This is a genomic window from Paenibacillus sp. FSL R5-0341, assembly GCF_037975235.1.
Classification (GTDB): domain Bacteria; phylum Bacillota; class Bacilli; order Paenibacillales; family Paenibacillaceae; genus Paenibacillus; species Paenibacillus amylolyticus_A.
Genome location: NZ_CP150241.1, coordinates 2,128,537 through 2,150,508, shown reverse-complemented (window position 1 = coordinate 2,150,508; position 21,972 = coordinate 2,128,537). Strand labels below are relative to the sequence as shown.

The following is a 21,972-nucleotide window of genomic DNA, read 5'->3' as shown; positions in this document are numbered from 1 at the left end:
CCCTTACAACGCCAAAATGTTACCTAAACCAATCGCCACACATCCGCCGATTACCGAGCTAAGCACGTTCACCAGGTCGTTACTCATCCATGCCCAGCCACGAGTCCGAACCGTCGGATGCCCGCAATGTTCATGTACCTCAACTTCACGGCCACACACGGTACAACGATACATCATCTGCACCGTTGCGCCCAGATAGGAATCGGCAAAAGCACCTGCCAACCCACCTACAAGGCCGACAAAAGTCCAACTAAACAGACCAAGACCTTCGATCCCGGCGATCCAGGAAAACAAGAATGCTCCCGCACCAATCAGTGCCCCGCCTACGGCTGCAGCCACGGTGCCGAGAAGTGAGACACCTCCTGAAGCACCTGGCGTAAGTACCTTCCATGTAAGAACAGAGCGCGGCGGCTTGCGACTGAGACTCCCAAGTTCGGTTGCCCATGTATCTGATGTAACGGTAGCCATTACTCCAATGAAAGCATATACCCATGCCGGATGTGGAAAGATCCAGTATCCCAGACATAGGAACATGCCCATCCCACCATTAGCCATCACTTGTCCGGCATCCCGATTTCCTGACTTGGCATAGGATTTCTCCAGCTCCTGCTTCCGATCTTTACGAAACCTGGAGAGCAATGTTGAAGTAATGAAAAACAACAATAACGTGCCAAACCAGAACAGGTTACCCGCTCCGTAATATATCGTTCCCATCATGATGGCTGCCAGGCAGCCAGACAGGGTTAGCGACTTTTTCGCATAGGCAGCACCTGCCACCATAGAAGCGCATACGGCGCCAATAATCCAATCCATAATGTCTCCTGCATGCAGCGTATGTACAGCCCGCATGACGTTTATTGTATTTTTGAAATTCAATTATACCACGGTTTGATGCCAATGCCGAAACTCCTTACGCCAGCACACAAAAAACCTGTTTTAGCCTCGTGTAGAAGTACCAAAACAGGTTATTGATTAAACGTTAAAACAAGATAACTTTCCTTTTCAAGTAACGTCTGTAATTCGGTGTTCCTAGGTTCTAATTCAGACCCGCTTTGCTCCTCCAATGACTCCATATCGGTAGAGTACTCTGCGACCAAACCAGTTGAACAATCGATCCGTCAGGAATCCCATAAAGCCCAGGGAAATCAGCCCGACAAAGATCCAATCCGTCCGGAAAAAGAGTCTTGAATTCCATATCAAGTAACCGACTCCCTCATTCGAGGCAATCATCTCAGCACCGATTATGGCCATATAAGAAGTTCCCATCGCCAGTCGCACACCCGTGAAGATATACGGGGTTGTTGCCGGAACAATCACATGCAGCAGAATCTGCCTTTCATTAGCTCCCATACTGCGGGCCGACCGGATTTTATCTTCTTCAACGGAGAGCACGCCTGTCAGTGTATTCAACACAACAATGAAGAAGGTTGCGTACATAATAAGCGCGATCTTGGATTGCTCTCCAATGCCAAACCACACCAGGAATAAGGTAATAAAGGCGATCGGCGGGATAAAACGTATAAAGTTAAGGAACGGTTCGGCGAACAGCCGGATGAGATGAACTTTGCCAATAATCAGCCCTACCGGGATGGCAATGATACTTCCGAGTACCCAGCCCGCCAGTACACGAGTGAAGCTGATTCCGATATACTGCATCAGGGTACCATCAGCAATCAGTTCACGTGCTCCCAGAATCGTGTGCCACGGACCAGGGATTACGTCAGGCCCATAGATGAGGGCACCGAGCTGCCAGATTAAGATGACCGTTACCCATAGAAGCGGGATTGACACCCATTTTTTCTCCAACCATTTCATCTCACATATCACCTCAGTTATTCTTCAAAGTGGCCTTGAATTCGGTCATACAAAGTGTTGAACTCAGACGAGGCGATGTTCCTCGGGTAAGGTAAGTTGTTGTGGTAAATATCCGTTATATTCGAAGATGGACCTACGGACATAATGCCTATGCGCTCACCAAGCAATAGTGCTTCCTGAATATCGTGGGTGACAAAAATAACGGTCTTATGGGTTTCTTTCCAAATATTCACCAGTTCCTTCTGCATGGTCCGTCGCGTCATCGCGTCCAGTGCACCGAATGGCTCATCCATCAGCAAGATCGCCGAGTCATTCGCAAGTACCCGGGCCAATTGAACCCGCTGCTTCATGCCACCTGATAGCTCTTTCGGAAATTTGCCCTCATGAGCACTCAGTCCAACAAGCCGAATGTAACGATCAGAGATCTCACGCCGTTGTGTCTTTGGCACCTTGGACATTCGAAGCCCGAATTCAACATTCTCCCTCACGGTTAACCATGGAAAAAGAGACGAATCGGCCTGCTGAAATACCATCGCCCGATCCCTGCCCGGTCTGTCAATCTCCTTGTTATCTACCTTGAGCTGTCCACCCGACTTGGAGATAAAACCCGCGATCATGTTCAGCAACGTTGACTTCCCGCACCCGCTGGGACCAAGCAGGACAAAGAATTCTCCTCCCTTAATGACCAGATCGACATCCTTAATGATATAATGCACATCCCCATTGCTCGGGGCGTGATACGTTTTCCTCAGCTGTTCAATATGAATGGTATGCTGAGTTGCAGGTAAAGACATAACGGACACCTCCCATTCGAATATAAATTATTTACTATAAGTCACTTTATCCGGTAGCGCCTGTTGGAGAGAAGTCAGATTCAGTTTGGTATCGAGATCAAAATCCTGCTCAATGATTCCGGTATCCACCATATATTGTTTCTGACCTGCCAAACTGTCATAAGCGGCCTGCGTAAATCCAACTTCCCATGGATTGATTGGAAGGTCTTTCAACGTGGCATCTTTAGGCTGTTTGGTCTCTTTATACATCAGATCTGCAACCTCTTCAGAATGCGCTTGCGCATACGTGGATGCCTCATCAAGCGCCGCAAGAAAATCACTTACCGTTTCGGGGTTCGCCTGAATGAATTCATTACTCGATATCAGTCCCATACCAAGGCGTATAGGCGTTTCGGACATATCCGTCAGCTGATGCACTCCTTCGAGTGCATCGAATTTATCAGTTAACGCGGAACCGATTACCCAAGTGGCATCAAGGTCTCCCTGTTTCAGTGCAATGTAGGACTCATCAAAAGCCCCCTGACCAATTTGCGTCACATCACTGAGCGCCAATCCCTGATCTTTCAAATACTCATCCCATAGATACGGGATAAATGTACCTCGAATGAAACTCACTTTCTTGCCTTTCAAATCCGCTCCGCTCTGATAGCCAGAGCATTCAATACGGGGAAATCGGCTCCATACGCAATATCTACCTGTTTAATAAACAGTGCATTTACACCTTCAGCCGGTGAGCCAAACGTAATACTTTCTGCATCAATGCCCCTTTTTTCAAAGAAACCTTTGGCAATGGCTACCCTGAACGTTGGGTTGGTACTCGTATCTGCGATTCGAATTTTTACATTATCGGCATTTTTGCCGGTAGCGACTTGGGTTCCCGATCCTGCTGCGACTGAACTACATCCAGATAATAGGAGTGCCGTAGCCAGGAATAATATCAATACGCCGTTTACTATGGATGGTTTTCTCACAATATACACCCCATTCGATCTAGTCATGATTCTTGACGCCTAACCGCCTGACTTGCCTTCATCCGACGTTGCCACACAGGCTGCACCCTCCACAAAAGGAAGAGTTGTCTCTACGCTCACGATGGATGCAGAACCTTTGGGTGCTGCTCCCGTCACCCTGTAGGTGGAGACATCAATAGCTTCGATGACAACCTCTTGCGGTTTTTCCAGCTGAGGAACCCACTGATAAGGAACTCGATATGAGCGATAGACCATATTGGTATTCCGCCCATCTGTGTATGGGGAGACATACTCCCAGACCGGCTCATGCTCAGCTGTGACTTCGAACAATCTGCCATTGGAACCCTCGGTTATCAGGGTGTTGCCGTTAGGTAAACGCTGGGCGGAACTGATGTATGGGCTATAAAATTTATAAGAATCCGTCGGAACCGAGAAACCTGCTTCTGCCGAGGTATACTGCCAGACAATCTCCAGGGTGACCGGGTTAATCTCCAGTACACGGGAGTGATCCCTAATCGCATGTTTCAATCCAAATGGGGAAGCCGGATTCGGAAGGCCGTAACCTGCCCAGCCGCCATTGTCGAATACAAGCAAGTTGCCTTCTCCCGGTAGACCTTGGGGAATGATATGTGCATGATGCTGCCCAATAATTGTGCCGATGTGTTTCACTTCAGGTGAAGTATAGTCTGGCCCTAATCTCCACACGATCTTTCCACTCTGTCTGTCTGTAATGGCGATTATGTTGGCCTCTCTGGCATCCCAGATAATATTGTCGGGGTGGAACCGTTCGTCTCCTTCTTCATAGAAACGGTTGGGTCCGACATAAGAAGCAGAATTAATATGTAACCAGTCACCAACGCCACCACCCAGATGACCGAAAGAACGTGTATTCGGATCACGGAACAGAACATTTCGAGCAGCTTCATCAAAACCTAATTCTTCAAAGTGTTCGTTAGGCAGCCACTCCCAGAGTACCTTCCCCTCCCAATCCACTTCGATAATGGCATCATCAAGCAATGGCTTATCTGAAATTTGCGGGTTACTCACATTTTTGTGAGCGAGGATCAGCGTTTTACCACTCTTCGTCTTCGGCGCAAGCCCAGGTGCATAGTAACCTACCGGGTTACCCTCACGCTGGTAATCATGATGCTGGCGCGCATACCACAGTGGCTCATACCCCGGATCTTCGATGTGTTCGTAGCTATTGTATTTCCATACGATGTTGCCGTCCCAGTCCACTTGGACCAGATCAACATTGTCCTGAATACCGAACTTCGGATCTCTCCGACCCGTGCTGCCCAGCACGTAGCCGCCAGGCAATATTTTGGCCGGAAATCCTAACAATCCTTTCCACAGATGAACTTCCTTGCCATTCATATCGATCAACACAACGCCTTCCTCACCTGCCTGATAGACGGTATAACCCCCCCAAGCCTTGTCCGGATTGTATAGCGTTGCTCCAGTTGGATATATTGTTGAGTGTCCCATTGATCATCTCTCCCCTAGAATGTTTTGTAGAATGGAGTGTCGAATATCACTACTTGATTCAATTTCAATAACTGAGATAGTTACTCTTCCCGGTATTGTCCCGCTGCTTCTGCTCAAGGTTACTTGTGGAGGACCGATCATGTTCTTGTATCCCGTTGTTCTCCGCCAATTCCAGCACCGTGTCCGAGAACCCCTCCAGATTCGCTACCACCCGCTCATAGAATTGACTTTGCTGCTCCAGCTCCTCCGTTGTAAAACCCTCAAACAGAAGCGTGATACATCGGGCTCCAATGTTGCTGTTTCTCGCATACATCTCCCGCCCGCTGGATGTGATGTCCAGTAAAACCGTCCGGCGATCGTCTTCCTTTCGTCTGCGGATGGTGAGTCCTTTTTTCTCCAACTTATCAGTTAGAGCAGTAATGGCACCGGATGTAAAATCCAACTGTTCTGCCAAATCCCCAAGCCGCTGTTCTCCCTCACGAATGATTTTGTGCAGGATAAGCATGCCCGGCAGGCTGATGCCCTCTACAGAGATGCGATCCCGCTCTTTGACGAATCGTCTGACCATTTTGCGGAATAACCAGTCCGTCCGCTCCAATGCTTCCCAATCTCTATCGCTCATTCCATATCCTCCTTATTCATCTGAAGCTTCAACAGCGCACAAAAAAAGGCCCCCGAGGACATTCCATAGTGGAGTAGTCCCGGGAGCCTTTGGTGGTCCAATCAGCTCGCTTCTGTTTTCAGTTCAAATTAGTTCACTGTTCATTTAATGAGTATTAAAATAATTGAGATCATCATATAACCAACTAACCCAACCTGTCAAGTGTGAATTGGAATATAGATCTACTTTTACAGTCATTCCCCGCCGGTTTGAAATTACTTATCCTGTTTTAAGTTTCACTTCAGGTTTCCCGTTTACACTATTCTCAGATCGAAACATCAATGAAAAGCTACGATTCAGTTCGTACTCAACTACAGAAATGAGGATTATCCATATGAACATGAAAAGAGTCATTATTATAGGCACAATGATTGTCACTATGTCCTTCGCCGGAACAGCCTGGGGCCAATCGGCCATCTCTCCCATACCTACTGCTAAATGGTCCATCGTTGATTTGGATACTCGTGAGGGAAGCAGTGACGAGCTACTAACCGCTCTGAATCAGCCTTCAGAAGCGGATCTGTATCAGGAACTGTACAGCGGCAAATCGCTGAGGACGATTGCGGAAGAAAACAACGGTAACTTGAATGAGGTCATAGCTTTACAAGTAAGGCAACTCAGGGAGCAGTTGGATGAGCGACTCGCAAGGGGAAGTATCAGCTCGGAGCAACATGCTGCACAACAAGCTGAATTGGAAGAGTTGGTCACACAGAGCGCAAATACAGCATACAGCTTGGCGTAGATTAGTAGCGTATCCTCTCGATAGAGATTTGAAGACAACCATGATAGCACAGCAAAAAGGAGCGTATGCACGCCCCTTTCTTGTACCCTCTTCATCTCAAGCAGGTATGATGTGTAATCCTCTTATTGGGCTCCCCCAATCGTGCAGGCACCCAAGGATTCGCCGTCCCATGCCAGTTCGAGCACATCTCCTGCTTGTGTTGGTCCAACACCTTCCGGTGTTCCTGTAAAAATGACATCGCCCGGCCCCAGGCCGTAATGGTGACCTACATAATCCACAATATCCTGTAAACTGAAGATCATGTTACGAATGTTACCACGCTGAACTTCCTCACCATTTTTGGTCAATGTAAAGTCTTTCTCCAGCAACGCTGCTGCACCTGGAAATGCCTGAAATACCGTAACTGGTGCAGAATTTTTGAACCCTTTGGCCGCTGTCCAAGGGTGACCCTTTTTCTTAATCACAGTCTGTACATCACGTAACGTAAAATCAATACCAAACGCATACGCATCCACCAGCTCATCTACCGCCACACCTGGCTCATAACTACGGCCAATTTGCACGACCAGTTCAGCTTCATAGTGAACCTCACCTTGGGTAGCAGGCAATTCAAGGGTTTCACCATTCAGGGATACAACTGCGTGAGAAGGTTTCATAAAGATCATCGGCTCATCCGGAACTGCGTTGCCCAATTCTTCCGCGTGAAGTTTATAATTGCGTCCTACACAGTATACATTGCGAATGTTAGTCAACATGGGTATATAACCACCTTTATCGGATTCATTAGTGTATATGGAGTAAATTACGGTCTGAAGAATCGGCTACTCGTCTCCTGAAATGCATGTTCCCATACGTCAGGTCGGTTTGTACACAACATAAGCTCTGGATCTACTGCCGCCAGTCTCTTCATAATCGTCTTGTCATCCACCGTCCAAGCCATCACACGAATGCCTACACTCCGCATCTCGTTCATTAAGGATTTATCTACATTGGTATATCCAATCGAGAGGAATGTGCAATTCATTTGCCGCAGTGCGGTTAACAGATCACCTGGTCGTGCGTCGATAATAAGCCCCGTCTGGATCTCCGGTGCAAGTTTTTTCACTTCAATCAGAGCAGCAGGTTCAAATGAAGTGATCACCACATCATTCTGCATATGTCTTTTTCTCACTTCATATATAACCGCGGCAGGCAGACCAGGATACATATCCCCCTGCGTTTTCAGTTCGATATTCAAACGCACTCTACCGCACGAACGATCAAGCAGTTCACTTAGAGCCGGAATCCGTTCTCCTTTGTAGGTCTTGTTTTTCCATGCTCCGGCATCCAGGCGTTGCAGATCAGCCCAATTGGTTTCCCGAACCAAGCCCTTGCCATTCGTCGTACGATCCACTGTAAAATCATGAATGATCACGGGCACACCATCACGTGACAACTGCACATCCAGCTCCATCCACTGAACTTCTGGCCGTTCCATAGCCATAAGGAATGCAGCCATCGTATTCTCTGGTGCAATGGAAGAAAATCCACGGTGCGCTACACAAAGGTTGTTCATTCGATTCCCTCCTCAAAAAGGTTCTCAATTTGGCGAAGCGACTCCACTTGCATCATATCGAATGCCTGGAGAAAGCTTTGCCATCTGCTCCAGCAGCAGTCTATTCGCCTCATCGATCATCGGAATGGCCTGACCAAGCCCTGCTTCATAAGGGATCACTTTCATACTGCAATTCGCGTCGCTACTACAGCGCGCCTGAAACACAGCCGTTTTCCACGTTTCTTCGGTTGTTGATCTGGAGAAAATAAAATTCCCCGTACTATATGCAATCCACTTCCCTTTATAGTACTCCAACCCTTGCAACACATGAGGATGACCACCTATGACCAGATCCGCACCTGCATCTACAAACTCATGAGCCAATCGGGTCTGGTCACTATTCGGATTACTTACCCGTTCCTCTCCCCAGTGTGCAACCACAATGACCAGATCTGCCTTCTGACGGGCCTCCTGGATGGCTTTGACTGCTCCTGTGGAATCATAGGCTTCAGCCACACCAGCCCGATTGCCTTCCGCCTTCCAACTCGTTTCCGGTACCACTCGGGAGAAGCCCAGCAGTGCGATCTTCATGCCTTTACGTTCCAGGTAAGCTGGTGCATAAGCCTCATCTCTATTCATCCCTGCTCCAGTGTGAGCTATGCCATACTCCTTGAGATAGGTTAACGTATCCACCAAGCCTTCTACGCCCTGATCCAGAATATGATTATTAGCCAAATTCACAGCATCAAAACCTGCAGAGGCCATTGCCGCCAATGCTTTGGGCGATGATTTGTAGACATACGTTTTGTCCGCCGCACTGGTACCACCCAGGGTTATGGGTGTCTCCAGGTTACCGATGGTAAGATCATCATCCTTGAATAATCTGCCGAGCTTGGCAAAGGGATAGTCATAACCGTTCTTATCCAGCAGTTCAGCAACTTTACCTGAGAACTGGATATCGCCAACAAAGTTAATCGTGATATCCTTCGCTGAATTGGAAGGTTTCGACGTCCCTGATTCGGTATCCGCACCTGCATTTCCCTTGGTGCTGGATGGTGTCGACGTTGCCGCAGGTTTTTTCGTTCCGGAATCCGTCTTCCCGCCACTGGAGTTGCCTGAAGAGTCAGATGTCGCTGCGCCCGTTGTCTTTTCTGCATCCTCTGTTGTCTCTTCATCCGTAGCTTTGGGACCTTCATCCGAAGTCTCATCAGATTCCGTGTCTGGAGAACTTACTTGATCGCCGCCTTTGGCATCGTCTCCAATGGAAGGCTGATCCTGATCGACTATTTCTTGCTTCACTGGCTGGTCTGCCTGTTGCTGACGTGTATTCATGACATAAAAAATGCCCACCAGACCAATTGCAATGATCAATACAATATTAACTGTCCAGATGATTGTGATTGTATTGCGGGTGCGTTTACTAGCCTTTTTCTTCTTTACACTTCGCTCTGATCTTGGGGGATACATAAGCAACTCCTCTTCTTCTTCACAGCCATACATACCATTATATCAGGCATATTCTGGATTTCCATCATTCCTTGGAACTGTATCGATTGGAAGGGTATTAACTCGATTAACTTCCAGATATTCATGTAAAAAAAGCCGTCTCTTCTGTAGATAAATCTACGTTTGAGACAGCTCTCTTGCTGCATTTATTCTACTGAAAACTCCTTAGTAGCCTGAACAGACATTTCCTTCGCTTGTCTGATGCAATCAGGCAAACCTACACCCTCATAACCGGCACCCGCAATGTATACGCCCGGTAATTTGCTGCCAAGCTCCTCACGAAGCGCGGCAATATGTTGGAGGTGCCCCACCGGATACTGTGGCATCGATTTGCGAAGCCGTGTAATCTCGGAGAAGATCGGTACCGCTTCGATGCCCATGGTCTCTCTCAGATCCTTGAGAACCAGATCCGTGAGCGCTTCATCCGGCAGTTCTACGTTCTGTTCGTCACCGGAGCGACCAACATAACAGCGAAGCAGTACTTTATCATCGGGACTGGTATGCAGCCATTTCGTCGATGTCCACGTGCAAGCCGTAATATTACGCCCCTCTTTCCGCGGAACAAGGAAACCCGATCCGTCGAATACATGCTCGACCTCTTTTTTCTCAAAAGCAAGCACCACATTGGCTACAGACACATAGTTAATCGCATCCAGTGCCGCTGTGTCCACGTGAGGCTTCAGCAGCTCCGACGCGACATACGTCGGTACAGTAACCACGACATCATCCGCTTCTAGCTGTTCACCATTCTCCAGCTCAACATGGTATCTAGTCTCCGCTCCGTCAAGTCGTTGCAGCGACTTGACAGCGGTGTTCAGACGTTGATCCACATCCTGCAGTTCATGTACGAGGGCGTGAACAAGGCTCTGCAGTCCCTGACGAAAGTTCAGAAATGCGCTTCGTTTCGTTCCGGTATGCGTCTCAGCCGGTTTGCGACCAGTCATCATGCCCCGAATCAAGCTGCCGTAATCGCGCTCTACTTCTCCGAACTGCGGGAAAGTAGCCTGGAGGCTCAATCGCCGCATGTCACCCGCATAGATTCCCGCGAGCAACGGTTCCGTCAGATTCTCCAGCACTTCTGCTCCAAGACGACGCTCAATCATATAACCGAGCGATTCATCCTCTGTTGTACGACGCGGCGGGATGACAAAATCCATCAACGCCCGCAGTTTGCCTGCCGGAGAAACCAGACCACTTCTCAGGAATGGTCTTAGTTCTGTCGGAATACCCAGAACGAGTCCTGCTGGCATAGGATGAAGCTTGCCACGCTGCATGATATACGTTTTCTTCGACTCCGGATTCTGACTGACCAGCTCATGATCAATCTCCAATTCTTTGGCCAGATCAATCATTGCTGTTTTGCGAGCCAGGAAAGAATCCGGTCCTTTTTCAATCACAAATCCATCCCGATGCAGTGTCTCGATCATGCCTCCCATGGACGAGCTTTTCTCGACCAAAGTGATCACAGGTTCAACGCCCGCTTCCCGGTAATGCTTACGGATATAAAATGCCGCGCTGAGCCCGGTAAGGCCACCGCCGACGACAACAACACGGCGTTTCTTGTCACCCATTACTCATCCGACCCTTGCTGCCATTGGCTTATAATAACGTCGCTTAATGTCTCCATGTATAAAGGATCACTATTAAGAGAATCAATACGCATCAGGCGCATGTCGATCTCTTTGGCAATCGCTTTGGCCTCAATATCGAGATCATAGAGGACCTCCAGATGATCGGAGACGAACCCGATTGGGGCCACAAGTACATCCTCTACCTGTTCACGAGAAAGTTCCTGTAACGTATCCAGAATATCCGGTCCAAGCCACGGCTCAGCTGTTCGTCCAGCACTTTGCCAAGTAAATTGCCAATTGGTAATGCCTACACGTGAGGCAATCACTTCCGAAGTCTCCAGCAATTGTTGCGGGTATGGATCACCCATCTCCACAATGCGTGCTGGCAAACTGTGGGCACTGAACAACACCTTCACATCTCCGCGTTTTGCTCCTGCTTCCTCGAACGCATCCAACTTGGCACTGACACGCGTAGACAAAGCCTGAATTAACTTCGGATGCAGATGATAGCTTTCAATAAAGGACATATGAACGCCCAGCTCTTCTGCTTTTTCACGCGCACGTTTGATATAACTACCTACACTCATCGTTGAGAAATGAGGCGCAAGTACAATACCAATGGCTGTCTGAATTCCATCCTTCGCCATCTGTTCCACGCCATCCTCAATAAACGGATAGGCATGCTTCAGTCCTTGATAACAACGGAATTCCACATCAGTGCCACGCTCATCGCGGTTTAACGTCTCCTGCAGAGCCTTGACCTGATTGTCCGTGTTCTCCCGAAGCGGGAATACACCACCAACAATGGCTTCATAACGATCCGTCAGTTCCTTTAATTGCTCAGGTTCAGGCGGCCGCCCTCTGCGGATATGTGTGTAATACGCTTCAACACTCTCCAAATTTTCTGGTGTGCCATATGACATCACCAGTACACCTATCGTATTAGTCATTCGTTACCGTCACCCCAGTCTTCAATGCTTCGGCAGAATATTCATGAATATAAGCCGTTAGTTCTCTGAGCTTTTCAAGAGATGCTTCAGGAAATAGTCCGTGTCCCAGGTTGAAAATATATCCCGGCTCCTTAATTCCTTCATCAATAATCACTTTGGCTTGCTCCTTGATCAGTTCCATCGGTGCAGTCAACACATAAGGGTCCAGGTTACCCTGCACGGCAAATTTGCCGCCAAGTCGCTCACGACCTTCCGAAATCGATACTCTCCAGTCCAATCCAATCACATCGGCTTGCAGATTATGCAACGCTGGCAACAATTCGCCAGATGCGACACCAGGGAAATAGATCTTCGGTACATTCAAATCCGATAATTCGGTAAAGATACGAGTAATCGTAGGCAACACATATGTTCTGAAGTCTTTCGGAGAAAGTGCTCCAACCCAGCTGTCAAACAACTGGAATGCCTTACCGCCATTCGCAATATGCGCACGGACATATGTAATAACCATATCACCAAGCTTCTGCATCAGCTTATGCCACACCTCAGGCTCGCTGTACATCATCGTTTTGGTGCGGATATACCCTTTCGAAGGTCGGCCTTCGATCAGATAGCTCGCAATAGTGAAAGGTGCGCCCGCAAATGTAATGAGAGGCACGTCAAGCTCCTTATCCAGAATTCGAATGGTCTCGAGAATATGTGACAGATCTCCTTCTACGTCAATAGGACGCAAACGATCCACATCTGCAGCGGATCGAATCGGATTATCGATGACCGGTCCAATATTTTTTACAATGTCAAAATCAATGCCCAGTGAGGCAACCGGATTCATAATATCGGAATACAAAATAGCCGCATCTACACCAAGTTTACGTACCGGCATAAGTGTAACTTCAGCCGCCAGCTCGGGTTGTCGGCAAATCTCTAACAAGGAGTACTTTTCTTTAATTTTGCGATATTCAGGATCGTAACGTCCAGCCTGACGCATGTACCATACCGGAACACGGTCTACCTGTTGTTTGAAACTTGCCCGAATCAGTCGATCATTATAGCTCATATAAGAAGCCTCCAATAGTTTTTGGACTCATAATTACCATTATGCCCTTTTTAAACTGCCGTAACAACCACATGCAGATGCGTTCTACGTGACAATACTATGACATTCCTTACACCCATCCCCCATATGCCAATTATGTTATAATGAAAGAATGGTGTTTTTTTAGAGAATTACAGAAATATCTTTGAAAGGAAGTGAAAGCACTTTGAAAACATGGAAAGTAAACCTCATTGTGCTTTGGTTCGGACAATTTTTGGTCAATTCGGGCATGACCATGATTACCCCATTTTTGTCCCTTTATCTCGCAAGAGATCTTGGCGTTGTTGGCGAACATGAAATTGGCATCTGGGCCGGATTTATATTTGCAGCCAATTTCCTCACCTCATTTCTGTTCCAACCGCTCTGGGGCAAGTTATCTGACAAGTATGGTCGAAAGGTTATGCTGCTGCGTTCAGGATTCGGGATGGCCATCGTCATTGCCCTTATGGGTCTGGCACAGAACCCTTGGCAGCTTCTCTTATTGCGTTTGCTTAACGGTACCATCTCCGGTTTCAACCCTGCAGCTGTTGCACTGATATCGGGTACCACACCGAAGGACCGCATGGGTTTCGCTATGGGAATCAGTCAATCCGGACAGGTTGCCGGCACAATCCTGGGTCCGCTCATTGGTGGATTGCTAGCTGATGCGGTAGGCTTCCGCCCCATTTTCTACATTACAGGTGGACTGATCTTCGTCGCTTCCATGCTCGCCATGTTCCTGGTGAGAGAGAAATTCGACCGTCAAGAAGCAGCCAAACTGCCGGCACAATCCGTATTGTCCGGTCTGAAGGAATTGAACAAATCACCTCAACTGCCCGCACTCTTTGCTGTGACGTTTCTTTTGCAGTTTGCGATGATTAGCCCCATGTCACTCTTGCCGCTGTATGTGCAGAAATTGCATGCATCGGATGTAAATGTGGCCTTCTGGGCAGGACTTGTCGGTGCAGTTACGGGACTATCCAATATGGCCATGTCTCCGATTCTTGGGAAGCTGAGTGACCGGATCGGCCCTCACAAGGTGCTTACATTCTCACTCATAGGAACAGGACTCATGCTTATCCCGCAGGCATTTGTTCAAACTGTGTGGCAACTCATTATGGTTCGTTTCATGATGGGTGTGTTCATGGGTGGCCTGCTTCCAAGCGTCAATGCCCTGATCCGTTCCTATACATCAGATAGCATGATTAGCCGTGCATTCAGTTTTAATACGAGTACCCTGGCACTGGGCAACATGCTTGGAGCGATCATTGGAGGTTTTATGGCAGGATTCATTGGGATTGAAGGTCTGTTTATCGTCTCTGGTGGACTGCTGCTGCTCAATATGGTTTGGGTCAGATTGAAATTGTACAAAAAACCTGCTACAATCCGGGAATCCTGATTCCTTATCCATTATTTAACTAATGCATCCCACCGTTCCATCTGAAAAAGCCGCTTCCAGCGCCTAATTGGCCTGAGAGCGGCTTTTGTTATTCATCTGTTATTTCATTCATTTATTTATTTATTTATTTATTTATTTATTTATTGAATTCTATCGGATAATGTTTCACCCCAAACACAAAGGCACTTTGTATCGGCTGCAGATCCGTTCCCGGCACAAGCTGAATGCGCTCCATGTGCTGAAGCAACGTATGCAGAACGACCCTTGCCTCCAAACGAGCGAGCGGTGCACCCAGACAAAAATGAATGCCAAATCCAAATCCCATATGCCTGTTCGGCTTGCGATCAGAAATGAAATCTTCCGGGCGTTCGAATTGGGCACCGTCCCGATTGGCAGATCCAACCCAGGAAATCACCTGCTCTCCAGCTTGAATTGTCTGACCATTCAACTCTACTGTTTCCTTGGCGACACGCCCGATTGCAACAATTGGCGGATAATATCGCAACGTCTCTTCAATCGCAGTAGTAATCCGTTCAGGATTTTCTCGCAACTCCTGCTGTAGATCGGGTTGTTCAGACAATATACGAACCGCATTGGTAATCAGGTTCGTTGTTGTTTCATTACCAGCAGCAAGCAAGAGAATACAGAAACCGACCACTTCCTCGGCGGTTAAATGCTCACCATCAATCTCCGCAGCAAGTAGTAACGAGATCAGATCATCCTGCGGCTGCAACCGACGTTCTTCCATAATGCCAGTGAAATAGGTATGCAGTTCCTGTGTATTTCTTTTTTTCTCCTCCAACAGCTCCTGAAAAGCCTCTTCACTGTCATCACGCGCACCTTTTACCAACACATCAGACCAGTCCTTGAACTTTTGACGATCCGTCGCAGGGACTCCGATCAATTCAGCAATCACAATGACGGGCAATGGCATCGCAAGGTCATCAATAAGTTCCATATGTCCTTCTGATAGGTGTGGAGCAATTAACTCATCTGTAATTTCCTGAATACGCGGAGCCAACGCTTCAATGGCCTTGGGTGTAAACGCCTGATTCACCAGATCACGCAGCTGTTTGTGCTTGGGAGGGTCTGTTGTCAGCATGCTCGTATTGGCACGGTCACGTGCAGAAGAGAACAGTTTCGGGTTTTTCAACACATACTTCACATCTTCATAACCGAAAACATCCCAACATTCTCGATGCTCATCATATCGGACTGGAGTGTTATCACGAAGCTCTGCGTACACCTGGAAGGGAGATAGCCGCTCTTCCAAACTCTCTAATTCACGAATCGGAATGTAATTTGCATACTTTCTGGGTGCCTGTTTCATCGTTTCTCCTCCAATCAATATTATATATTTATTTACATATGTTAATCACCCCTATTATAAACAAAACTCCATAACGAAACCAATCTTTGGAACGTAATTGAGACCCATTACCTACTACACGTTACTAATTACCTCTCGTTGTGCTAGCCTGTGTGATAAATATTAATTGTAGAAAGGTCCACTTCTGCTATAAACCCGCATCCAACATTCCCTCTCTTGAAATGCTTCATTTTATCAGGACAAAAGCCTCATTATGTAATATTAACTAACACAAAAACATCTGATTATTCTTCAAAACTACTCATTCCATCTCTATTCTAGCTTTGCTAGAATGAATTTTCTTTCATTTTACCTTATAAATAATCAATATACTCCTAATATCTATGAATGTAACCGATTACTCTATCTATATCTACAATTGTCATATTACTTAACATGAAATACAATCAATTTGAAATGGTATACATATTCTTCTTAACAAACTTAACATCACACTTACTTGAAGGAGAGTGCTATTCATGAGAAAAACATCCAATCTTCGTCCCTGGGCCGTATGGAGTACCGCAGCTTTAACAGCGTTAACGATCTCGTTGTCCCCGATCGGAACCTACGCTGCGCACGCAGCCACGGAGGTAAAAGGTACAACAGGCGCTGTTCAGACAGCATCTACTACTCCAGCTCGCAATACCTCCATCCCTGCTGTACCAGACTCCTCCAAGCAATCTGCGCTCCCTAATGTATTGGTGATCGGAACTGGCGGAACGATTGCCGGTCAATCCGAGGATGCAACCAGCTTCCAGAACTACAAGGCAGGTACGCTTCCCATTGGAGAGATGGTAGACGCCTTACCGGATAAGCAGAAGATTGCTGATGTTAGCACGCTCCAATTCGGAAATTCAGGCTCAGGCTCCTATAGCATGGCTGATCTCTATGACTTGTCGCAGACGGTAGATAAAGCTCTTGCCCTGTATGACAGCGTTGTGGTCACCACGGGTACAGATACAATGGAGGAAATCGCCTATTTCCTCGATATGACGGTTCAGAGTGACAAACCGGTCGTGATCACAGGCTCCATGCGTCCATGGACTGTCATCGGCTCTGACGCTCAAGCCAATCTGTACAACGCCATCAAACTTGCAGGCAGTGGTCGTACCACTTCATTCGGAACAGTACTGATGTTGAATGACACCATCCAACTCGCACGTGGTGTAAGCAAAACGAATGATTATCGGACAGATACGTTTGAGACACCGATGCTCGGTGCCGTAGGATATATTGATGAAGAAAACATTCGAATCTACCGTGCTCCTGCACGCGCCTTGAAACCTGAAGGCACTGCGAAGCCCGTATTCGATCTGAGTAAAATCACAAAAGCTGATCTCGCCAAAGTGGAAATTGCGATCTCGTATCAAGAAGCTGGAGGCGGAGCCATCGAAGGGTTCGTGAGCAACGGCGCACAAGGCATCGTAACCTCCGGTACAGGAGCTGGCGGTATCTCCAGAGCTATGGGACAAGCTCGTACCAAAGCCATTGAGGAAGGTGTAATCTTCGTGACCACCACTCGGACGGGTTCAGGAAGTGTATACGGGGGTGGAAAAGGTATCATTGCCGGCGATAACCTGAGTCCACAACAAGCTCGTGTGTTATTGATGCTTGGACTATCCTTCAGTGATGATTTTGACACCATCAAAAAATGGTTCGAAACGTACGGAACACCTGAAGTCTAAGAAAGCACTCATCCTTTATAAATCTGGACAAAAAGAAGAGACGACACGCCCCTGATATTCAAGGTGTGTCGTCTCTTCTTTTTGTTACCTCAACCTCTTCTCACTTCACCCAAGCAAGCACGAGCCCATCGTAATCCGGTAACATGGTCGTTACCAGACGGGGATCACTTGCCATCTGTTCATTGAAGCGACGAACCGCAAGAACGGCCGGACCCTGCTTGTCCGGATTCAGTGTACGACCACGCAGGAAACAGTTATCCCCCACAATGACAGCACCTGGCCGAGCCAGCTTGATGGCATAGTCGAGATATACCGGATAATTTTCCTTGTCTGCGTCAATAAAGAAGAAATCGAATGTGCGACCTTCCTGTTGCAATTGCTCCAGGCTATCTGCCGCCGGGCCAATCCGGTACTCTACCTTTTCGCCAAAACCGCCTTCTTCCAGATGACCACGCGCCATTGCCGCATATTTCTCTTTCAGTTCCAGAGACGTCAGGGTCCCATTTTCACGCAATCCGCGTGCAATGCAGATCCCGCTGTAACCGCCCAGCACGCCGATTTCGAGCGCAGCTTCTGCTTTGGATGTCTTGGCTAGAAACGTGAGCAAACGTCCATACGCCGCAGCAACCGAAACTTCCGGCATACCGTTCGAACGGATGGCCTCTTTCACTTTCAGCAAAAGGTCATCCTCTTGAAATAATTGATTCACATATTCATCAGGGGTCAGATTCACCACTAAAATCCTCCTTGGACACTTGGACTGCTTTCCATATGGATGCCAATGTTCTATAATAAATGTTTGTTATCAACACAGGCGGTTGACTGGTGCATCATCTCGAGAGAGGATTGCATACGTTCACCGCATTTCTCATTGTAAGTTTTTTCACGGAAAGCGGCAAGGCCGCACCGTTACTATACAGCAGAGAGAAGGATATTCCTTCTCCAGCTTGAAATGGAGTTGAAATGAATCACATGGCTCAATTGCAATTGATTGCGACCTCGGCAATGGGACTCGAGGCTGTTGTTGCCCGGGAACTGAAGCAACTGGGGTATGAGGATGTTACGATCGACAATGGACGGGTTTTCTTCACTGGGGATTATATTGATATTTGCCGGTGTAATCTGTGGCTGAGAAGTTCGGATCGGGTATTGGTCAAAATGGGTGAATTCCCTGCTACAACATTCGACGAATTGTTTGAAGGCACCAAAGCACTTCCATGGGAAGAGTGGATTCCTGCTGACGGCGAATTTCCTGTAGAGGGTCGCTCCCAAAAATCTCAGTTGAGCAGCGTACCTGCATCACAAGGGATCGTGAAGAAAGCAATCGTAGAGAAACTGAAACTGACTTATGACACGGAGTGGTTCCCAGAGGATGGGTCTCGTTATGTGATTGAGGTCATTCTGCTGAACGATCGCGCCCTGCTTACTTTGGATACAACGGGACCAGGTCTGCATAAACGGGGTTATCGTAAACTCGTCACCGAAGCACCACTCAAAGAAACACTTGCTGCAGCTCTTATTCAGCTCAGTCGCTGGAATGTATCCCGCCCCTTTTATGATCCATGCTGTGGATCAGGCACAATGTTAATTGAAGCCGCTATGATCGGCTGGAACATTGCACCAGGACTTCGTCGTACCTTCAACTCCGAGGACTGGGCTGTCATTCCTGAAGAATTGTGGGAACAGGCGCGCGAAGAAGCATTCGATGCTGTACGTGACGATATCCCGTTACAGATTTCAGGTAGCGATATTGATCCCGAAGCGATTGAAGTTGCTATGGCAGCGATCAAAAGTGCTGGCTTCGCTAAAGAAATTGAAGTCAGCGTCCTGCCCGCTCATCGCGCTAGACCACAGGGTGATTATGGTGTCATCATTACCAATCCCCCATATGGTGAACGTTTGAGTGAAGAAAAAGAAGTTCAGAAGTTGCTCCGCTCATTAGGGCGCAGTTATCTAGACATGCCAACATGGTCCTTTTTCGCAATCACATCGACCAAAGCTTTCGAGGAGTATTTCGGTCATAAAGCAGACAAGCGTCGCAAATTGTTCAACGGACGAATTGAAACCCAGTACTATCAGTATTTGGGCCCACTGCCCCCACGAAATAAAGCACCACAATCTTCATAACTGTTTCGAATATAAAGTGCTCCTGCCATCTATGGCTGGAGTGCTTTTTTGTGCGCTATTCTGTTCATATGAATTCGCCGTCATCGGCCTTCGTTTGGATAGAAATCAATTCATCCTTAGGCATAGTTGAAAACCCATGGGGCCACGCTATAATGGATGGAGCCCTATTTTAACATTCCGATTACAAAACAACGAAAGCAAGGGGGACATACATATGGTTGTCACTCGCCCTACTCGCAGCTCCATGCCACGCGGGCTTCTGAATCATCCACTAACGTTATATCTTATTTTTCTTGTGCTCATGCTGCTCAAACTCATGTGGCTCCATCACAATCTGCACGCCTATAACATTACGATGGGACTGCTGGATAAAGTCATTGCTATTGGATCACTTCTTCTCCTGTCCTTCTGGACCTGGTGGCTGCCACGTAGAGGCATGATCGTGTCTCTCGCGGTGCTTAACCTGCTGCTTACCGCACTAATCTATGCCGATATGGTGTATTATCGCTATTTCCAGGATTTCTTGACCATCCCGGTATTGTTGCAGGCCAGACAAGTTGACGCATTGGGTGACAGTATTGCTACATTGATCTACACAAGCGATCTTTGGTTCTTTGCCGATTGGCTTGTCGTCATTCCATTCGCAGCTATCGTACTGTTCAGCAGACGTTACCGTTCGAAGCACGCCAGTGCGTCTGTTCAAGGTTATGGAAGTTATACGTATAATGATCGCAAGGCGGGGATGCGCCGCCGTCTCACTGCCGGCAGCATTGCCCTTGTGCTGGGACTGGGTCTCGCAGTCGGCCCGATTTATTTTTACAGCAAAACATGGGCCAAGGGCCTGTTCGATAACAACTGGTGGAATGTATCCATGTACAATGTGACTGGACTTCTCGCTTTTCATGGTTATGATCTGTACAACTATGCCAAAGACCATATCGGCTCCGGGCCGCAGGCTGAACCCGCGGATGTTGAACAGGCAAAGGCATTCTTCGCTGAAAGGCAAGGAGCTGAACCGCAGAACGATGCCTTGTTCGGCAAATATAAGGACAGCAACGTCATCATTGTCCAGGGTGAGGCTTTTATGAACTTCATGATTGGCCAAAGCATTGGCGGTCAGGAGATTACACCGCATTTTAATGAACTGATGAAGGAAAGTCAGTATTATAGTCACTTTTACCACCAGACAGGTCAGGGCAGAACGTCAGATGCCGATTTTGGAGCAAACATTTCTCTGCATCCACTTCCGGTTGGATCCGCGTTTGTACGCTATGCAGACCATACGTATGATTCCCTCCCTTCCATTCTGAAGGATAACGGGTATAGCACCAACGTATTTCACGCTTATGAGAGTGGCTTCTGGAATCGGTATACGATGTATCAGAACATGAAGTACGACAAGTTTTATAGTAAAAATGATTTTGCACAGGATGACCCGCTTGGCTGGTCCCTGTCTGACGAATCCTTTTTCCGCCAATCCGTTGAGAAAATGAGCAGTGAGGTGACCGAACCGTTCTATTCGTTCCTCATTACACTCAGCAGTCACCACCCATATGCCCTGCCTAAAGAGAAACAGCAGCTGGATGTAGGCGCGTTCCAGGGAACAATGTTCGGTGATTATCTGCAATCGGTTCATTACGTAGATTCGGCGCTCGGCAAGATGGTGGAGGATCTGAAAAATCGGGGATTATGGGAAAATACCATCTTTATGTTCTACGGAGACCACGACAACTCGATTAAGGAACAATCCCAATACGAACAGTTCCTTGGACGTTCACTGAACGAACTGGATATGGCTCAGATCATGAACGAGGTGCCTCTGCTCGTGCATTTACCAGATGGAGCTGCTGCTGGAACCATCGACGAACCTTCGGGACAACTGGACATCACACCATCCGTGATGCATTTGCTCGGTGTATCCGACCAGTCCTATTATCATATGGGTAACGACGTTTATGACGGGTCTTCCCGTACGGTTGTGCTGCGTAATGGCGCATTCTCGGATGGTTCTGTATTCTATATTCCATCGGATGACTATATCTATGAGAGCGGTGCTTGTTATGACCTGTCCACACGTGACAAAACGGATATCAATGCATGCCGGCCCGCTCATGATGAAGCAACCAAGCGATTGCACGTCTCGGACACCGTAATTACCTATGATTTGATTCAGCGCTTTCGAGAGGAAGACAGTTCAGGAGCAACATCACAATGAGCAAAATCGTAATGACAAGCTAAAAAATACGCGAAATATTGAATTGAATTGGATTTAAAAAGGGGCA

General features: G+C 47.6%; 20 protein-coding genes. 5 read left to right on the top strand and 15 right to left on the bottom strand.

Annotated elements, in window-relative coordinates:
• Nucleotides 1–3: 3 nt before the first annotated feature.
• From MKX75_RS09845 to MKX75_RS09815, 7 genes are all read right to left on the bottom strand, one after another.
• Nucleotides 4–813: a DUF92 domain-containing protein gene (locus MKX75_RS09845; protein WP_076330398.1), complete on the bottom strand. Its 810-nt coding sequence runs from the start codon at nucleotides 811–813 to the stop codon at nucleotides 4–6.
• A gap of 228 nt (nucleotides 814–1,041) precedes the next feature.
• Nucleotides 1,042–1,815 (bottom strand): ABC transporter permease, encoded by a 774-nt coding sequence (locus MKX75_RS09840; protein ID WP_062833629.1) that lies wholly within the window; start codon nucleotides 1,813–1,815, stop codon nucleotides 1,042–1,044.
• Nucleotides 1,816–1,832: 17 nt separating this feature from the next.
• Nucleotides 1,833–2,609 (bottom strand): ABC transporter ATP-binding protein, encoded by a 777-nt coding sequence (locus MKX75_RS09835; protein ID WP_076330397.1) that lies wholly within the window; start codon nucleotides 2,607–2,609, stop codon nucleotides 1,833–1,835.
• 27 nt (nucleotides 2,610–2,636) lie between these two features.
• Nucleotides 2,637–3,224, bottom strand: coding sequence for an ABC transporter substrate-binding protein (locus MKX75_RS09830; RefSeq protein WP_339169454.1), 588 nt, complete (start codon nucleotides 3,222–3,224; stop codon nucleotides 2,637–2,639).
• 11 nt (nucleotides 3,225–3,235) lie between these two features.
• Entirely contained in the window at nucleotides 3,236–3,607 is a 372-nt protein-coding gene (locus tag MKX75_RS09825; protein WP_339169452.1) for a hypothetical protein, read from the bottom strand.
• A 12-nt stretch (nucleotides 3,608–3,619) separates the two neighbouring features.
• The gene (locus MKX75_RS09820; protein WP_339169451.1) at nucleotides 3,620–5,068 is read right to left on the bottom strand and encodes an aryl-sulfate sulfotransferase; all 1,449 of its coding nucleotides are present in this window, start codon (nucleotides 5,066–5,068) and stop codon (nucleotides 3,620–3,622) included.
• Between the two features lie 64 nt (nucleotides 5,069–5,132).
• Nucleotides 5,133–5,690, bottom strand: a complete 558-nt coding sequence (locus tag MKX75_RS09815; protein WP_339169450.1) for a MarR family transcriptional regulator — start codon at nucleotides 5,688–5,690, stop codon at nucleotides 5,133–5,135.
• Between the two features lie 373 nt (nucleotides 5,691–6,063).
• On the opposite strand from MKX75_RS09815, the gene MKX75_RS09810 reads away from it, so the two are divergent.
• Nucleotides 6,064–6,471: a hypothetical protein gene (locus tag MKX75_RS09810; protein WP_339169449.1), complete on the top strand. Its 408-nt coding sequence runs from the start codon at nucleotides 6,064–6,066 to the stop codon at nucleotides 6,469–6,471.
• 122 nt (nucleotides 6,472–6,593) lie between these two features.
• Here the strand turns inward: MKX75_RS09810 and MKX75_RS09805 are convergent, their stop codons facing one another.
• The 6 genes from MKX75_RS09805 to hemE form a co-directional block, all read right to left on the bottom strand.
• Complete coding sequence (locus MKX75_RS09805; RefSeq protein ID WP_339169448.1) at nucleotides 6,594–7,226, bottom strand: fumarylacetoacetate hydrolase family protein; 633 nt, start codon at nucleotides 7,224–7,226, stop codon at nucleotides 6,594–6,596.
• A gap of 47 nt (nucleotides 7,227–7,273) precedes the next feature.
• A complete protein-coding gene (locus tag MKX75_RS09800; RefSeq protein WP_339169447.1) occupies nucleotides 7,274–8,026 on the bottom strand; it encodes a glycerophosphodiester phosphodiesterase family protein in 753 nt (250 codons plus the stop codon).
• Between the two features lie 24 nt (nucleotides 8,027–8,050).
• Entirely contained in the window at nucleotides 8,051–9,472 is a 1,422-nt protein-coding gene (locus tag MKX75_RS09795) for a CapA family protein (RefSeq protein ID WP_339169446.1), read from the bottom strand.
• Nucleotides 9,473–9,657: 185 nt separating this feature from the next.
• Nucleotides 9,658–11,082, bottom strand: a complete 1,425-nt coding sequence (gene hemY / locus MKX75_RS09790; RefSeq protein WP_339169443.1) for a protoporphyrinogen oxidase — start codon at nucleotides 11,080–11,082, stop codon at nucleotides 9,658–9,660.
• Nucleotides 11,082–12,032 (bottom strand): ferrochelatase, encoded by a 951-nt coding sequence (gene hemH, locus MKX75_RS09785; RefSeq protein ID WP_145146822.1) that lies wholly within the window; start codon nucleotides 12,030–12,032, stop codon nucleotides 11,082–11,084. The genes hemY and hemH overlap by 1 nt, the downstream gene beginning before the upstream one ends.
• Entirely contained in the window at nucleotides 12,025–13,089 is a 1,065-nt protein-coding gene (gene hemE / locus MKX75_RS09780) for a uroporphyrinogen decarboxylase (RefSeq protein ID WP_076330387.1), read from the bottom strand. The genes hemH and hemE overlap by 8 nt, the downstream gene beginning before the upstream one ends.
• A gap of 205 nt (nucleotides 13,090–13,294) precedes the next feature.
• On the opposite strand from hemE, the gene MKX75_RS09775 reads away from it, so the two are divergent.
• The gene (locus tag MKX75_RS09775) at nucleotides 13,295–14,506 is read left to right on the top strand and encodes an MFS transporter (RefSeq protein WP_339169441.1); all 1,212 of its coding nucleotides are present in this window, start codon (nucleotides 13,295–13,297) and stop codon (nucleotides 14,504–14,506) included.
• 136 nt (nucleotides 14,507–14,642) lie between these two features.
• Here MKX75_RS09775 and MKX75_RS09770 read toward each other — a convergent pair whose 3' ends face one another.
• Nucleotides 14,643–15,836, bottom strand: a complete 1,194-nt coding sequence (locus MKX75_RS09770) for a cytochrome P450 (protein WP_339169440.1) — start codon at nucleotides 15,834–15,836, stop codon at nucleotides 14,643–14,645.
• A gap of 518 nt (nucleotides 15,837–16,354) precedes the next feature.
• Here MKX75_RS09770 and MKX75_RS09765 point away from each other — a divergent pair.
• The gene (locus tag MKX75_RS09765; RefSeq protein ID WP_145146820.1) at nucleotides 16,355–17,563 is read left to right on the top strand and encodes an asparaginase; all 1,209 of its coding nucleotides are present in this window, start codon (nucleotides 16,355–16,357) and stop codon (nucleotides 17,561–17,563) included.
• Between the two features lie 100 nt (nucleotides 17,564–17,663).
• Here MKX75_RS09765 and MKX75_RS09760 read toward each other — a convergent pair whose 3' ends face one another.
• Nucleotides 17,664–18,296: an O-methyltransferase gene (locus MKX75_RS09760; RefSeq protein WP_264929685.1), complete on the bottom strand. Its 633-nt coding sequence runs from the start codon at nucleotides 18,294–18,296 to the stop codon at nucleotides 17,664–17,666.
• 239 nt (nucleotides 18,297–18,535) lie between these two features.
• Here MKX75_RS09760 and MKX75_RS09755 point away from each other — a divergent pair, with 239 nt between their 5' ends.
• Both MKX75_RS09755 and MKX75_RS09750 read left to right on the top strand, forming a co-directional pair.
• Complete coding sequence (locus MKX75_RS09755; RefSeq protein ID WP_339170412.1) at nucleotides 18,536–19,690, top strand: class I SAM-dependent RNA methyltransferase; 1,155 nt, start codon at nucleotides 18,536–18,538, stop codon at nucleotides 19,688–19,690.
• A gap of 214 nt (nucleotides 19,691–19,904) precedes the next feature.
• Nucleotides 19,905–21,905: an LTA synthase family protein gene (locus MKX75_RS09750; protein ID WP_339169439.1), complete on the top strand. Its 2,001-nt coding sequence runs from the start codon at nucleotides 19,905–19,907 to the stop codon at nucleotides 21,903–21,905.
• The last annotated feature ends 67 nt before the right edge of the window (nucleotides 21,906–21,972 follow it).